The organism is Streptomyces sp. NPDC093097, from assembly GCF_044754325.1.
GTDB lineage: Bacteria > Actinomycetota > Actinomycetes > Streptomycetales > Streptomycetaceae > Streptomyces.
Map to the genome: position 1 here is coordinate 124,619 of NZ_JBIVOW010000026.1, position 13,984 is coordinate 138,602.

10 protein-coding genes are annotated in these 13,984 nt (G+C 74.0%); 8 read left to right on the forward strand and 2 right to left on the reverse strand.

The window, feature by feature from the left end; genetic code table 11:
• Positions 1-201: 201 nt before the first annotated feature.
• Positions 202-1,488 carry an adenylosuccinate synthase gene (locus tag ACIQE0_RS33370; RefSeq protein WP_366334825.1) on the forward strand — a complete coding sequence of 429 codons (1,287 nt, stop codon included), beginning with the start codon at positions 202-204 and terminating at the stop codon, positions 1,486-1,488.
• Positions 1,489-1,574: 86 nt separating this feature from the next.
• On the opposite strand, the gene ACIQE0_RS33375 is transcribed toward ACIQE0_RS33370, so the two are convergent.
• Positions 1,575-3,116 (reverse strand): serine/threonine-protein kinase, encoded by a 1,542-nt coding sequence (locus ACIQE0_RS33375; RefSeq protein ID WP_402338977.1) that lies wholly within the window; start codon positions 3,114-3,116, stop codon positions 1,575-1,577.
• 365 nt (positions 3,117-3,481) lie between these two features.
• Between ACIQE0_RS33375 and ACIQE0_RS33380 the strand changes: the two genes are divergently transcribed.
• From ACIQE0_RS33380 to ACIQE0_RS33395, 4 genes are all read left to right on the forward strand, one after another.
• The gene (locus tag ACIQE0_RS33380) at positions 3,482-4,282 is read left to right on the forward strand and encodes a VTC domain-containing protein (protein ID WP_366334821.1); all 801 of its coding nucleotides are present in this window, start codon (positions 3,482-3,484) and stop codon (positions 4,280-4,282) included.
• A 237-nt stretch (positions 4,283-4,519) separates the two neighbouring features.
• Positions 4,520-5,878, forward strand: coding sequence for an aspartate aminotransferase family protein (locus ACIQE0_RS33385; RefSeq protein WP_402338979.1), 1,359 nt, complete (start codon positions 4,520-4,522; stop codon positions 5,876-5,878).
• Positions 5,879-6,033: 155 nt separating this feature from the next.
• Positions 6,034-6,711 (forward strand): GntR family transcriptional regulator, encoded by a 678-nt coding sequence (locus ACIQE0_RS33390; protein WP_366334817.1) that lies wholly within the window; start codon positions 6,034-6,036, stop codon positions 6,709-6,711.
• A 96-nt stretch (positions 6,712-6,807) separates the two neighbouring features.
• Positions 6,808-7,458, forward strand: a complete 651-nt coding sequence (locus tag ACIQE0_RS33395) for a hypothetical protein (protein ID WP_384103595.1) — start codon at positions 6,808-6,810, stop codon at positions 7,456-7,458.
• A 51-nt stretch (positions 7,459-7,509) separates the two neighbouring features.
• Here ACIQE0_RS33395 and ACIQE0_RS33400 read toward each other — a convergent pair whose 3' ends face one another.
• Complete coding sequence (locus tag ACIQE0_RS33400) at positions 7,510-8,322, reverse strand: SLATT domain-containing protein (protein ID WP_402338982.1); 813 nt, start codon at positions 8,320-8,322, stop codon at positions 7,510-7,512.
• Positions 8,323-8,618: 296 nt separating this feature from the next.
• Here ACIQE0_RS33400 and purD point away from each other — a divergent pair, with 296 nt between their 5' ends.
• The 3 genes from purD to ACIQE0_RS33415 all read left to right on the forward strand — a co-directional run bounded on the left by purD (position 8,619) and on the right by ACIQE0_RS33415 (position 13,893).
• A complete protein-coding gene (gene purD / locus ACIQE0_RS33405; protein ID WP_402338984.1) occupies positions 8,619-9,923 on the forward strand; it encodes a phosphoribosylamine--glycine ligase in 1,305 nt (434 codons plus the stop codon).
• A gap of 431 nt (positions 9,924-10,354) precedes the next feature.
• The gene (locus ACIQE0_RS33410; RefSeq protein WP_402338986.1) at positions 10,355-12,235 is read left to right on the forward strand and encodes a hypothetical protein; all 1,881 of its coding nucleotides are present in this window, start codon (positions 10,355-10,357) and stop codon (positions 12,233-12,235) included.
• A 176-nt stretch (positions 12,236-12,411) separates the two neighbouring features.
• The gene (locus ACIQE0_RS33415; RefSeq protein ID WP_402338988.1) at positions 12,412-13,893 is read left to right on the forward strand and encodes a N,N-dimethylformamidase beta subunit family domain-containing protein; all 1,482 of its coding nucleotides are present in this window, start codon (positions 12,412-12,414) and stop codon (positions 13,891-13,893) included.
• The last annotated feature ends 91 nt before the right edge of the window (positions 13,894-13,984 follow it).

Below are 13,984 nucleotides of genomic sequence, written 5' to 3' on the forward strand. Positions count from 1 at the left end.
GTGCCCAGAAGACTGCGCCGACACCTCGGTCCTTCCTCAGGTAGCATCTCGGTGCAAGAGCCCCTTGCGCTATTGCGCCAGGGGCTTCGTCTATTCCGGGGCACCGGTTCAACGGCGCCGGCGAGACGTCACGCGTACACACGCGGGCGCCGCGCCGTCCACGCACGTTGGACATGCCCCGCCCGGAAGGGGTGTACGCCTGTGCCCGCACTTGTGCTGCTCGGTGCTCAGTGGGGTGATGAGGGCAAGGGAAAGGCCACCGACCTGCTCGGTGGTTCCGTTGACTATGTGGTGCGCTACCAGGGCGGCAACAACGCCGGCCACACGGTGGTGGTCGGTGACCAGAAGTACGCACTGCACCTTCTCCCTTCCGGAATCCTCTCGCCGGGGTGTACCCCGGTCATCGGCAACGGTGTCGTCGTCGACCCGGCGGTTCTGCTCTCCGAGCTGAGCGGACTCAACGAGCGCGGCGTCGACACGTCCAAGCTGCTGCTCAGCGGCAACGCGCACTTGATCACGCCGTACAACATCACCGTCGACAAGGTGACCGAGCGCTTCCTCGGCAAGCGGAAGATCGGCACCACCGGCCGCGGTATCGGCCCGACCTACGCGGACAAGATCAACCGCACCGGCATCCGGGTCCAGGACCTCTACGACGAGTCGATCCTGACCCAGAAGGTCGAGGCGGCCCTCGACGTCAAGAACCAGCTGCTGACCAAGCTCTACAACCGCCGCGCCATCGAGGCCGGGCAGGTCGTCGAGGAGCTGCTGGGCTACGCCGACAAGATCAAGGGCTATGTCGCCGACACCACCCTGATCCTCAACAAGGCCCTGGACGACGACAAGGTCGTGCTCTTCGAGGGCGGGCAGGGCACCCTGCTCGACATCGACCACGGCACGTACCCCTTCGTCACGTCCTCGAACCCGACCGCCGGCGGTGCCTGCACCGGCGCGGGCGTGGGCCCCACGAAGATCAGCCGGGTCATCGGCATCCTCAAGGCGTACACCACCCGCGTGGGCGCCGGTCCGTTCCCGACCGAGCTGTTCGACGCGGACGGCGAGGCGCTGCGCCGGATCGGCGGCGAGCGCGGTGTCACCACCGGCCGGGACCGCCGCTGCGGCTGGTTCGACGCGGTGATCGCCCGCTACGCGACCCGGGTCAACGGCCTGACGGACTTCTTCCTCACCAAGCTCGACGTCCTCACCGGCTGGGAGCAGATCCCGGTCTGCGTGGCCTACGAGATCGACGGCAAGCGCGTCGAGGAACTGCCCTACAGCCAGAGCGACTTCCACCACGCGAAGCCGATCTACGAGATGCTGCCGGGCTGGTCCGAGGACATCACCAAGGCCAAGACCTTCGGCGACCTGCCGAAGAACGCCCAGGCGTACGTCAAGGCGCTGGAGGAGATGTCGGGCGCCCCGATCTCCGCGATCGGCGTCGGCCCCGGCCGGGACGAGACGATCGAGATCAACTCGTTCCTGTCGTAAGGCGGTTCGCGGCGGCCTGAGGCCGCCGGGTCCCGCCGGGGACACCGGCCGTCCGGGGTGGCGGCGGAGGCGGCGCGCCTTCGCCGTCACCCCTTTTTCGCGTACAGCAGCGGCGCCAGGCCGTTCGCCTGGTCGAAGGTGCGCCGCAGCTGGCCGCCGATCAGCTCCAGGGTGCTGGGGGAGCCGGGGCGGCAGGTGTCGGGCGGGCCGGAGACCACGGTGGACGGGCCCAGGCGCACCGGCGGGCCGGCGCTCTTGAGGGTGGCCACGAACCGGCAGTCGTACGTGGGGCCGGTGGCCTGCATCCGGAGCACGGTCTCGCCCGGCTTGCCCTGGACGAGGGTGAAGCGGCGGACGTCCAGGGCGGAGTCGCCCACGGTCGTCGACCAGATGCCCAGATAGCCGGCGGGGATGGCGCCGTCGGCCGCCGGGGTGCGGCCGGTGGCGTTCTCGATGGCGGCGGCGCTGCCGTTCGGGCTGCCCAGCAGCGTGTAGGCGGTGGCGGCGCCCGCCCCGACCAGTGCCAGCACGGCGGCGGCCAGCAGCGTCCGGCCGGTGCGGCGGCGGCGCGCCGGGGCGGCCGGCGACGCCACGGTGGCGGCCGCCGCGGACGCCTGGCCGGCGGTCGGCAGGGCGGACGTCCGGTCCGCCGTGCCGTCCTGCGGGTCCTCCGCCTCCAGCAGCTCCACGGCGTGCCGTCCCAGGCGGGCGATCAGCGTCCCCGGGAGCCACGGTTCGTCGTCCGCCGCCCCGTCGGCGTCCGCGTCCGCCGCCCGCGCCACCAGCTCCTCGGGCGTCGGCCGCCGGGCCGGGTCCTTGGCCAGGCAGTCCGCGATCAGCTCGTGCAGTCCCGCGGGGAGCGCGGTCAGGTCCGGCTCCTCCTCGGCGATGCGGTACATCATCGCGTGCGGCAGGGTCGTCGCGGAGCCGAACGGCTGGCGCCCGGTGGCCGCGTAGACCAGGACGGAGCCGAGGCAGAAGACGTCGCAGGCCGGGGTGAGCGGCTCGCCGCGGACCTGTTCGGGGGCCATGAAGCCGGGGGAGCCGACGGGCGAGCCGGTGTGGGTCGCCACGCTCGTGGTGACGCCCTCCAGGGCCCGCGCGATGCCGAAGTCGATGACCCGGGGGCCGTCGATGGTCAGCAGGACGTTGGACGGCTTGAGGTCGCGGTGGATGATGCCGGCGGCGTGGACGGAGCGCAGCGCGCGGGCCAGTCCGGCGGCCAGGATCCGCACCGTGCGCTCCGGCAGCGGACCGTTGCGCGCGACGACCTGTTGGAGGGAGGGGCCGGCGATGTAGCCGGTGGCCACCCACGGGGTCTCGGCCCCGGTGTCCGCGTCCAGGACCGGAGCGGTCCACTCCCCGCCCACCTTCCGCGCGGCCCGCACCTCGCGGCGGAAGCGGTCCCGGAACTCTTCCTGGTGGGCCAGTTCCGCGCGGACCAGCTTGACCGCGACGGTCCGGCCGCGGTCCGAACGGGCCAGGAACACCCGCCCCATGCCGCCCTCGCCGAGCCGGCCGAGCAGGCGGTAGTCGCCGATCTGCTGGGGGTCGTGCGCGCCGAGCGGCGCCAGCCCGCCGAGCCCTCCGGCCCGTCGCTGCTGCCCGGTCCGTCCAGGCTGTTCCATGATCCCGCAGCCCCTTTTTGTCCGGCTTCCCCCGGCTCCGCCCTGTGGGAGCGGCCGCTTGTCCGCGGCGAGGATATCGAGACCGCGCGCACCGGTGCCGGGGCGGTATTCGGCCATGGTGCGCGCCTGTGGGGACGGCCCGGACCGCCGCGTCCACGGAGTACCGGCCTTTCTGGGGCACGTATCCGGACACGGCGGTGACCTCACGTCAGAAAAAGTGTGCCGTCCGGGAACTGACGTAATGGATGGCTGATTCCGCGTCCCGGAACTTTCCGGGGTTATCGATCGTAAAGAAAGGAGAAAAACCGCAGAGAGCGACGACCGGACCCGCACGATCCCCCGCCCCCGAATCCCAAGGAGACCGTGTGATACCCGCCGTACGAGCCATCGCACGCGCCGCCATGGCCGCCCGTCCCGTCCCGCTGGCCGAGGTCCAGGCCCGCGCCGCACTCCTGGCCCGCCACAGCACCGACTACCTCGTCCCGTTCGACGTCTTCGCCGCCTTCGCGGCCGACCTGACCGACCGCCGCCGCCCCGGCGGCCCGTTCGCTGTGCTGTGCATCAACGGCCGCCGCTGGTTCCGCTACCACTCCGCCTACTACGACACCCCCGACCTGCGCTCCTTCCACGACCACCGGCAGCGCGGCGGGCACCGCTTCACGCTCCGCGAACGGCGCTACGCGGACACCGGAGAGCGGCAGTTCGACGTCCGGCTCACGGAGGAGCACGGCCGGACGGTCACGCACCGGCAGCCGCTGCCGCCCGGCGAGCCGGCGCTCGGTGCGGCCTCGCGCGACTTCCTCGCCGCCGTGCTCGACCGCGCCTACGGCATCGAGGCCCCCACCGAACTGGCCCGCTCCATCGAGACCGAGCACCAGCGCGCCACCTTCGTGGCCGACGGCCAGCGGATCACCTGCGACGCCGCCCTGGTCTGCCGCGACGCGGAGACCGGCCGCACCGTACGGGCCGACGGCGGCCTGGTCGTCGTCCGGACCAAGAGCAGCGACCGGTTCACCGAGGCCGACCGGCTGCTGACCGCATACGGCGCCCAGGCCGCCGACTTCGCGACGTACTGCGGCGGGCTGTCGGCGCTCCGCCCGAACCTGTACGCCGACCACTGGCGCGGCCCGGTGCGGACCGCGTTCCCCACCGCCCTGGCGGCCTGAGCCGGTGCGCGGGGCGGCACGCCCGCAGCGCCACGGATCCTGACGGTGCCCGGGGGCAGGTACCCCACCCCCGGGCATCTCTGGAGTTTCCTCCAGGACCGTAGACATACTGTCCGCGCCCGCGGTGAGGGCCATACACAGTGTCGGTACCGCCCGACGCACCGTGATCCCTAGGCTGGGGCCGTTCGCCGCGCTGCCCGGCGGCGGAACCGAGCGACCCGATCCGAGGTACTGACCGTGACCACGACGCACCCTGACCCTGCCGCCGGCGCCGCAGTTAAGGCCGCCGACCGCGCGCACGTCTTCCACTCCTGGTCCGCCCAGGGCCTGATCGATCCGCTCCCGGTCGCCGGCGCCGAGGGCGCGTACTTCTGGGACTACGACGGCAACCGCTACCTCGACTTCTCCTCCCAGCTGGTCAACACCAACATCGGCCACCAGCACCCGAAGGTCGTCGCGGCCATCCAGGAGCAGGCCGGCAAGCTGTGCACCCTCGCCCCGGGCTTCGCGGTGGACGTCCGCTCCGAGGCCGCCCGGCTGATCGCCGAGCGCACCCCCGGCGACCTCGACAAGATCTTCTTCACCAACGGCGGCGCCGAGGCGGTGGAGAACGCCGTCCGGATGGCGCGGCTGCACACCGGCCGCCCCAAGGTGCTCTCCGCCTACCGCTCGTACCACGGCGCCACCGCCGCCGCGATCAACCTCACCGGCGACCCGCGCCGTTGGCCCTCCGACACGGGCTCGGCCGGCGTCGTCCACTTCTGGGGCCCGTTCCTCTACCGCTCGCCGTTCCACGCCGAGAACGAGGCCCAGGAGTGCGAGCGCGCCCTGGCCCACCTGGAACAGACCATCGCCTTCGAGGGCCCCCAGGCGATCGCCGCGATCATCCTGGAGACCGTGCCCGGCACCGCCGGCATCATGGTCCCGCCGCCCGGCTACCTCGCCGGCGTCCGCGAGATCTGCGACCGCCATGGCATCGTCTTCATCCTCGACGAGGTGATGGCCGGCTTCGGCCGCACCGGCCACTGGTTCGCCGCCGACCACTTCGGCGTCACCCCCGACCTGCTCACCTTCGCCAAGGGCGTCAACTCCGGTTACGTCCCGCTCGGCGGCGTGGCGATCAGCGCCGAGATCGCCGCCACCTTCGACCGGCGGCCCTACCCCGGCGGTCTGACCTACTCCGGTCACCCGCTGGCCTGCGCCTCCGCCGTCGCCACGATCAACGCGATGGCCGAGGAGGGCATCGTGGAGAACGCCGCGGAGATCGGCGAGAACGTCATCGGCCCCGCGCTGCGCGAGATGGCCGAGCGGCACCCGTCCGTCGGCGAGGTCCGCGGCCTGGGCGTCTTCTGGGCGCTCGACCTGGTCCGCGACAAGGAGACCCGCGAGCCGCTGGTGCCCTACAACGCGGCCGGTGCCGACAACGCACCCATGGCCGAGTTCGCCGCGGCCTGCAAGCGCGGCGGCCTGTGGCCGTTCGTGAACATGAACCGCACCCATGTCGTCCCGGCCTGCACCATCACCGAGGCCGAGGCCAAGGAGGGCCTCGCCGCCCTCGACGCGGCCCTGGCCGTCGCGGACGCGCACACCGTCTGAGCGGCCCCCTCCGCGGAGCACGCGCGAGCGGCCCTCGCCTATCGTGGCGGGGGCCGCTCGCTGCGAGGTTTCACGTGAAACCCCGCAACCGCCTCGCCCGTCGTGGACGAGGCCCGCTCCAGCCGCGGTCATGGACGTCGAAGGAGACGCACCGCATGGCCCCGGGCTCGGACAGCTCCGTGATACGGCGCACCACCCTGCGCGAGCAGATCGCCGACGCGCTGCGCGACGAGATCCTGGCGGGCCGGCTGCCGTCCGGCCACCCGTTCACCGTCAAGGAGATCGCCGAGCAGTACGGCGTCTCCGCAACTCCGGTGCGCGAGGCGCTGCTCGACCTGTGCGCCCAGGGGCTGCTCGACGTCGAGCAGCACCGCGGTTTCAAGGTGCACGCCTTCACCGCCGACGACTTCCGCGCCATGGTCGAGGCCCGCACCCTGATCATCGAGGGCATCTTCCGCAGCAACGCCGAACGGGCGTTGCTGACCACCCCCGCCGAGGTGCTGATCTCCGTCCGCCGCCGCGCCGAGGAGGCCGAACGCGCCGCCCGGGCCGGCGACCTGGACGTCCTCATCGGCTACGACCTGCGGTTCTGGCGCGAGTTGGGCGGCATCGTCAAGAACGCCTACATCAGCGACTTCCTGGACCGGATCCGCGTCCAGACCTGGATGTTCGCGGTGCCGCTGCTGCGCCGCGAGCCGCGGCTGAAGGGCCTTCTCTGGCACGGCCACGGCGAACTGGCCGACGCGCTGCTGCGGCACGACCTGCCGGCGGCCCAGCGGCTGATCGGCGAGTACAACGCGCACTCCCTCGCTCTCGTCGGAACGGCCCGGTAGCACTACGCTGTCCCGACCATCGGCCGTCATGGGCCGTACCCGTGGCGGTACGAGGGCCGGTGCACTTCGTCCCCGACCGGAAGCGAGTCCCCACCCGTGGCATGTGATCTGTGGCTGGTACCCCTCGTCGACGTGCTGTGCCACAGCCCCGACAACCCGTTCTCCGAAGAACTCGCCGCCTACAACGACGCGCTGGCGAGCGCGGGCCTGCCCGCGGTCCCCGTCTTCAGCTACATGCCGGGCCTCTCCGGCGATGTGGCGCCGGTCGCCGGCTTCGACTACGACGCGCTGCACTTCCTGCGCCGCGCCTATCTGCTACGGCTGTGCGGCCTGGAGGTGACCCCGGTCGACGAACTCGGCGGCGACTACGAGCAGTTGCTGGAGATGTTCGAGTCCACCGCCCAGCAGTCCCACCTGGTCTGGCACTACGACCACGCGGGCGCGTACGTCCCGGTCGACTTCCCGCATCCGCTGGCCACCGAGGAACTGCTGGCAGGTGGTGGCCCGTTGGGCTCCTCCCACGGCCTGCTGCGGGACCTCGAACTGGTCGCCCCGGCGCTGGGCATCGACCCGGCCAACCCACCGGCCCCGCCCGCACCGCCGGCCGGCCCCACCTCCCTGGAGGAGCGGGCCACCGGGGTCCCCGTGGACGACGGTCCGTTCGCCCGCGAACGGCACGTCTGGCTCGGACTGCACGCGGCCGCCACCCGGAGCCTGGGCCAGGGCTCCATGATCGTCTTCAGTTGAGCGGGCCGGACCGGCCAGGGGCGCCGTGTCCCCGCCCCGGCCGGTCCGCGCTCAACGCGGCGTCTCCGGCGGCCGCTGCCGCGGCATGTTCGGCCGGGTGCCGGGCGGCAGCATGAACCGCGCCGGGTGCCCCTGGCCGTCCGGCCGCGGCGCGGCCCACGGCAGCACCGCGTGCGTGGCCTGCGGCACCGGCCCGGACCGGAACTCCACCATCCAGTCCGACGTCTCCGCGCGCACCAGCTCCCCGATGTCCTCGTTGAACCGCCGCAGCACGGCCAGGCAGCGCTCCGCCGCCTCGCTCGCGGTGCCCTCCGCCGGCCCGAGCACCTCCCGCACGCTCTCCGCCGCCCAGTCGAACTGCAGCGCCTCCACCCGCCGGTGGATCGCCTGCGCGGTGGCCAGGTCCCGCATCCAGCCCGCGGTCACCCCGAAGTACCGGTCGCAGCCCACGCACACCGCCGCCAGCAGCAGCGTCAGCGCGCCCCACGGCGCCCCGTGCTCCCAGACGCCGGCGAGGTCGAGCAGCGGCAGCGTCCCGCCCGCGGTCACCCCGGCCGCGGCCCCCACCCGCAGCGCCCGCGCCCCCCGGCGCTTGGCCAGCCGGTCGCGCAGGTACCAGTCGGCGGTGCGCAGCGCCCCCTCCTCGCTCCACAGGTACAGCGCGTCCAGCCGGTCGCCCGGCTCGCCCCAGTCGCCGTGCGGGAACGCCCGTCCCACGAGGTCGCCGCGGCTCCTGAGCGACCCGGCGGGACGGCGCTGCGGCCGGCCCTCGGTCCGGTCGCGGTCCAGGGACCGCCCGCGGCCCCCCTCGGGCCTGCCCTCGCCCCGAGGGGGCCCCTCGGGCTGCATCTCCGGCTGACTCACCCGTGCGCTCCCTCGTAGGCGGATACGTGCGGTGCGCGCACGGCCTACGGGAGGGCCGCGCACCGCCCCCTTTCCTACCGCCGAACGGCTGGGCTCTGTCCCAAGATCGCCCGGTTTCCGCCCGGAAGTGGTGCGGGATCCGGTATAGGGCGCTCGTCGATCTCACCCGAAAGAGTTGTCGGCGTGCGGGGGGACGGTGGCGCCGCCGCCGGCGGCTTCCGGTCGAGGCCGCCCCTTGTGCGATCCGGGCCCGCCCGGCGACCGGCCGATTGGTGCGTTCGTCTAGGCTTCACCCCGTGAAGGTCCTCGTCATCGGCGGCGGCGCCCGCGAACACGCCCTGTGCCGCTCCCTGTCCCTCGACCCCGACGTCACCGCGCTGCACTGCGCCCCCGGCAACGCCGGCATCGCGGAGGTGGCCGAACTGCACCAGGTCGACGCCCTCGACGGCCGGGCGGTGGCCGACCTCGCCGCGCGCCTGGCGGCGGACCTCGTCGTCGTCGGCCCCGAGGCCCCGCTGGTGGCGGGCGTCGCGGACGCGCTCCGCGAGCGCGGCATCCCGGTCTTCGGTCCCTCGGCGCAGGCCGCCCGGCTGGAGGGCTCCAAGGCGTTCGCCAAGGACGTGATGGCCTCCGCCGGCGTGCCCACCGCCCGCAGCTACGTCTGCACCACCCCTAAGGAGATCGACGCCGCCCTGGACGCCTTCGGCGCCCCCTATGTCGTCAAGGACGACGGCCTGGCGGCCGGCAAGGGCGTCGTGGTCACCGAGGACGTCGAGGCGGCCCGGGCGCATGCGCTGGCCTGTGTGTCGCAGCGTCGCGAAGCGACTCCTGCCGGGGCGGTGGCGGGAGACGGGCGGGCAGTGATCGAGGAGTTCCTCGACGGCCCGGAGGTCTCCCTCTTCGCGGTGACCGACGGCGAGACCGTCGTCCCGCTCCAGCCCGCCCAGGACTTCAAGCGCGCCCACGACGACGACCAGGGCCCCAACACCGGTGGCATGGGCGCCTACAGCCCGCTGCCCTGGGCCGACCCCCAGCTGGTCGACGAGGTGCTCAGGACCGTCCTGCAGCCCACCGTCGACGAGTTGCGGCGCCGCGGCGCCCCCTTCTCCGGACTCCTCTACGCCGGCCTGGCGATCACCTCCCGCGGGGTCCGCGTGATCGAGTTCAACGCACGGTTCGGCGACCCGGAGACCCAGGTCGTGCTGGCCCGTCTGAAGACCCCGCTGGCCGGCCTGCTGCACGCCGCCGCCACCGGCGCGCTGGCCGCCTTCCCGCCGCTGCGCTGGAGCGACGGCGCCGCGGTCACCGTCGTCATCGCCTCCCACAACTACCCGGGCACCCCGCGTACCGGCGACCCGATCGAGGGCCTCGCCGAGGTCGCGGAGCAGGACGGCCCCGACGCCTACGTGCTGCACGCCGGCACCGCGAGCGACGGGTCCGGGGCGGTGCGCAGCGCGGGCGGCCGGGTGCTGTCCGTCACCGCCACCGGCGCCGACCTGGCCACCGCCCGGGAGCGCGCCTACCGCGCCGTCGGCAGGATCTCGCTGGACGGTTCGCACCACCGCACCGATATCGCCGCGAAGGCGGCAGCGGGGGCGTAGGACCCGGCGCGGCGGTCGGCACCCGATTCCCGCTCTTCACGACGACCGAGGCATATGTCAATTGCTTGACATATGCCTCGGTTGCGTTCCCGGCCGTTCCATCCGCCGGGAAGCGGCCCAGACCTGCTGTTTTCGGGACCGCGGCTTTACCCAAAGCCATTCCATCGAGTGACCGCGCGGGCATCCTGCTGACGAACTCCGCACCCCCAACTAGGGTGCCGCGCAAGCGTCCTGCGGTCAGCGGTGCCGAACTCCGGCACCGCTGCCGCGGTGGCGTCCGGCAACTGGCCCACCGGCATTGCGATGTCAGTGGCCGGTGCCACAGTGGGGGAGTGGGGCCGCACGCCTCGCCCGCACACCGCACGACCGTTCCGTCCGTCCCGTGTTCTCTCCGTCCCGCTCCATCAGGACCGCTGGGGGTGTACAGGCTCGTGGCAAGTCCGGAAACAGGCGTCCTGGTGGCGCGTGCCCGCGCCCTCGCGGTGCTCCGCGTCCGCGGTGCCGCGCTGGCGGTCGCCCTGCTGCCGGCGGCCGTCGCCGTGGTGCTCCTGGTCGGCGGCGCCACCGGCCGGCTCGGCACCGACGGCGGCTGGGCCGTCGCCCGCTGGACGGCCGGCGGCCTCACAGCGCTCAGCCTCCTCCTGGCCGCCCTGGTCTCCGCGGTCGTCGCCCGCGCCCGGCCCGCGCTCAGCCCCTCCGTGCCGATCGCCGAGGAGGCCGCCCCCGACCTCTACCGCCTGGTCCGCGACCTCGCCGACCGCCTCGACGTCCCGGCCCCCTCGGCCATAGCCCTCACCCCGGACTGCGACAGCTGGCTGGAGGACCGCACCCACCGCGCCCACGCCCCGCCGCGCCCGGACCGGCGGGCCGGCCGCCCGGTGTCCGAGGCCCCGGTGCTGGTCATCGGCTCGCCGTTCCTGTGGTGGATGCGGGTCGCCGAACTGCGCGCCCTGCTCGCCCCCGTCGTCGCCGGCACCGGCCCGTCGGCGGATCCGGACATAGCCGCCGCCCGCCGCTTCCTCCGCGGGCTGGACGCGGCCGTCGCGGTCGCTGCCCAGGCCCGGGGCCTGCTGCGCGCCCTCCCGCTCTGCTTCGTCGGCCGGGTCGCCCGGCTGCTGCTGCGCGCTGCCCGCGAGCACGCCACGCTCATGGAGCGCGGGGTCGCGGCCGCCGCCTCCGAGCGCGCCCAGGGCGTCGACTACGGCCTGCGGCTCGTCGCCCAGGAGCAGGTCGGCCTGGCCTACGCGGGCTGGGACCGGCTGCTCACCCGGGTCGCGCTGCCCGCCTGGCGGATGGGCCGCTGGCCCTCCCGGCTGGACGCCGGCGTGGTCTCCGCGCTCACCGAGCTCTCCCGCCGCGACCGCCTCGCCGAGGGCTTCGCCTCCCGGCTCGGCGAGCGGCCCGCCTGCGACCTCCTGGAGGAGCCCGGCGTCGTCGACCGGGCCGCCTCCCTGCTGGCCGCCCGGCTCTTCCACGGCGGCCCGGCCGCGGCCGGCCCCGGCTGGTCGCCGGTCGGTTGGCAGCAGTACCCGCAGGAGATCGTGGACCGGAAGTGGCGCCTGGAGGCCGCCCGCCTGCACCGCGTCCTGGACGAACTCCCGCTCGCCGCACCGGACCCGGACCGCGCGGCGCCGGAGCCGCCCCGCCCGCCGGACCGCCCCGCCGTCCCCGTGGACGCCCCCGACGCCGGCCCCGCCCCCCGGCCCGCCGCCGCCCCCCGCCTCACCTACGCCGGGGCCCGCGCCCACACGCCCGCCGCCCACCACCCCGGGGGCATCCCCGAAGCGCTCGGCCCCGGCCGAGCGGGACGGACTCAGGCCGAGGCCACAGCCTCCCCCTCCTCGGCCACCGGCCCGACCCTGGCCCGGGTCATCGACCGCCTGGCCCGCGACACCCGCGCCGGCGATCTGCTGGCCGCCCGGCTGGGCGCCGAGGTCGCCCGGGAGGAGCGCGAGGAGGCCGCCCGCCAGGCCGCCCACTGCCGCTCCGCACCGCCCGCCGCCGATACCTCCTGGGGCGAGGGCCCGGTCGACGGCGGCCTCCCGCTCTTCCCCCTGCAACCGCCCCGCACCGCCCGCGAACTGCTCGCCGACCACGTCACGGCCATGGTCTGCTGCGCCGCCGTGGACACCGCCGGCGCCGCCCCCGGCCTGGACTGGCTCGACGGCCCGGCCCTCCTCGTGGACGGCACCCGCCGCGCGGATCTGGGCCACCCGGTCCTCAGCCTGGTCGACGAGGGCGACGCCGAACCGCTCCGCGGCTGGCTGCACCGCGTCGGCGTCCGCCCGGAGAAGCCGGTCCGGCTGGCGTGAGTCCGGGGCGCGGCGCCCGCCGCACCGGCTGAATGTTCCCTTCCAGTTCGGGCTTCGGGGCAAGGGCGTCTAAATTCACGACGAAGGGTGACGGAGTGAGTGCGTAATGTGATGTGCTGGAGGGTGGGTAGGCCCGGTCGGCCGCGGCCATGGGGGACGCGGGAGGGGAGTGGAAGGTGGCGACGGAACAGATCAGGCGCTGGGAGTCGGGTGCCCTCGCCCACGCGGTCACGGATCCGTTCGGCCAGGGCCCGCTGCCCTGGCTCCGCGGCAGCGAGACCTACTTCGACTCCGGCCGCATCGTCCCCTGGTACGTCGATCCGGCCGTCGCCCAGGGCGACCTGCAGGTGCCCGCGCCCCGAAAACACAACGGCCCCCGCACCGCCGACGACGTCCACGGCCAGATCAAGGGCTTCACCGTCCCCGGCGCGGTGGCCCCCGGCGAGGCCCTCGACTTCCGGGTCTCGGTCGACCCGCCGCAGCCCTTCAGCATCGACGTCTACCGCATCGGCCACTACGCGGGCGCCGGCGCCGCCAAGATCACCACCAGCCCCCGCCTCGCCGGCATCGCCCAGCAGGCCCCGCTGCTCGCCGACCGCACCGTCTCCTGCCACCACTGGTGGCTGTCCTGGCGCCTCCAGGTCCCCACGTACTGGCAACTGGGCGCCTATGTCGCGGTCCTGACCACCGCCGACGGCCGCTACCGCTCCCACATCCCCTTCACCGTCCGCGACGCCGAGCCCGCCGACCTGCTCCTGCTGCTCCCCGACATCACCTGGCAGGCGTACAACCTCTACCCCGAGGACGGCCACACCGGCGCCAGCCTCTACCACGCCTGGGACGGGAAGGGCGTCCTGCTCGGCGAGCAGGACGCCGCCGCCACCGTCTCCTTCGACCGCCCCTACGCCGGCGCCGGCCTCCCCCTCCACGTCGGCCACGCCTACGACTTCATCCGCTGGGCCGAGCGCTACGGCTACGACCTCGCCTACGCCGACGCCCGCGATCTGCACGCCGGCCGCGTCGACGCCACCCGCTACCGCGGCCTGGTCTTCCCCGGCCACGACGAGTACTGGTCGGTGCCCATGCGCCGCACGGTCGAGGCCGCCCGGGACAGCGGCACCTCCCTGGTCTTCCTCTCCGCCAACACCATGTACTGGCAGGTGGAGCTCGCCGCGTCGCCGGCCGGCCCGGACTCCCTGCTCAGCTGCCGCAAGCGCCAGGGCCCCGGCCGCCCCGCCCTCTGGCGCGAACTGGGCAATCCCGAACAGCTGTTGATGGGCATCCAGTACGCGGGACGGGTCCCCGAGCCCGCCCCCCTGGTCGTCCGCAACACCGAGCACTGGCTGTGGGAGGCCACCGGCGCCCAGGAAGGCGACGAACTCCCCGGCCTGGTCGCCGGCGAGGCCGACCGCTACTTCCCGCGCACCAGCCTCCCCCAGCACACCCGCCGCATCCTGCTCGCCCACTCCCCGTACCGCGACGGCGAGGGCGTCCGCCGCCACCAGGAGACCTCCCTGTACCGCGCGCCCAGCGGCGCCCTGGTCTTCTCCTCCGGCACCTTCGCCTGGTCGCCCGCGCTGGACCGCCCCGGCCATGTCGACCAGCGCGTCCAGCGCGCCACGGCCAACCTCCTCGACCGCATCTGCAAACGCGACTAGGTGTATTGCCCTGTGAGGTTGGGGACGCGGCTGGCGGGTGGTTGGCCCTTGAGTGCGGTGTGTCTGCGGTGGTGATTGTAGGTGTGAAGCC

Bases quoted from the DNA above. Each gene is read 5' to 3' on its own strand.
- ACIQE0_RS33390 (WP_366334817.1), top strand. From the start codon at position 6,034: ATGGCCCCGGGCTCGGACAGCTCCGTGATACGGCGCACCACCCTGCGC.
- ACIQE0_RS33375 (WP_402338977.1), bottom strand. From the start codon at position 3,116: ATGGAACAGCCTGGACGGACCGGGCAGCAGCGACGGGCCGGAGGGCTC.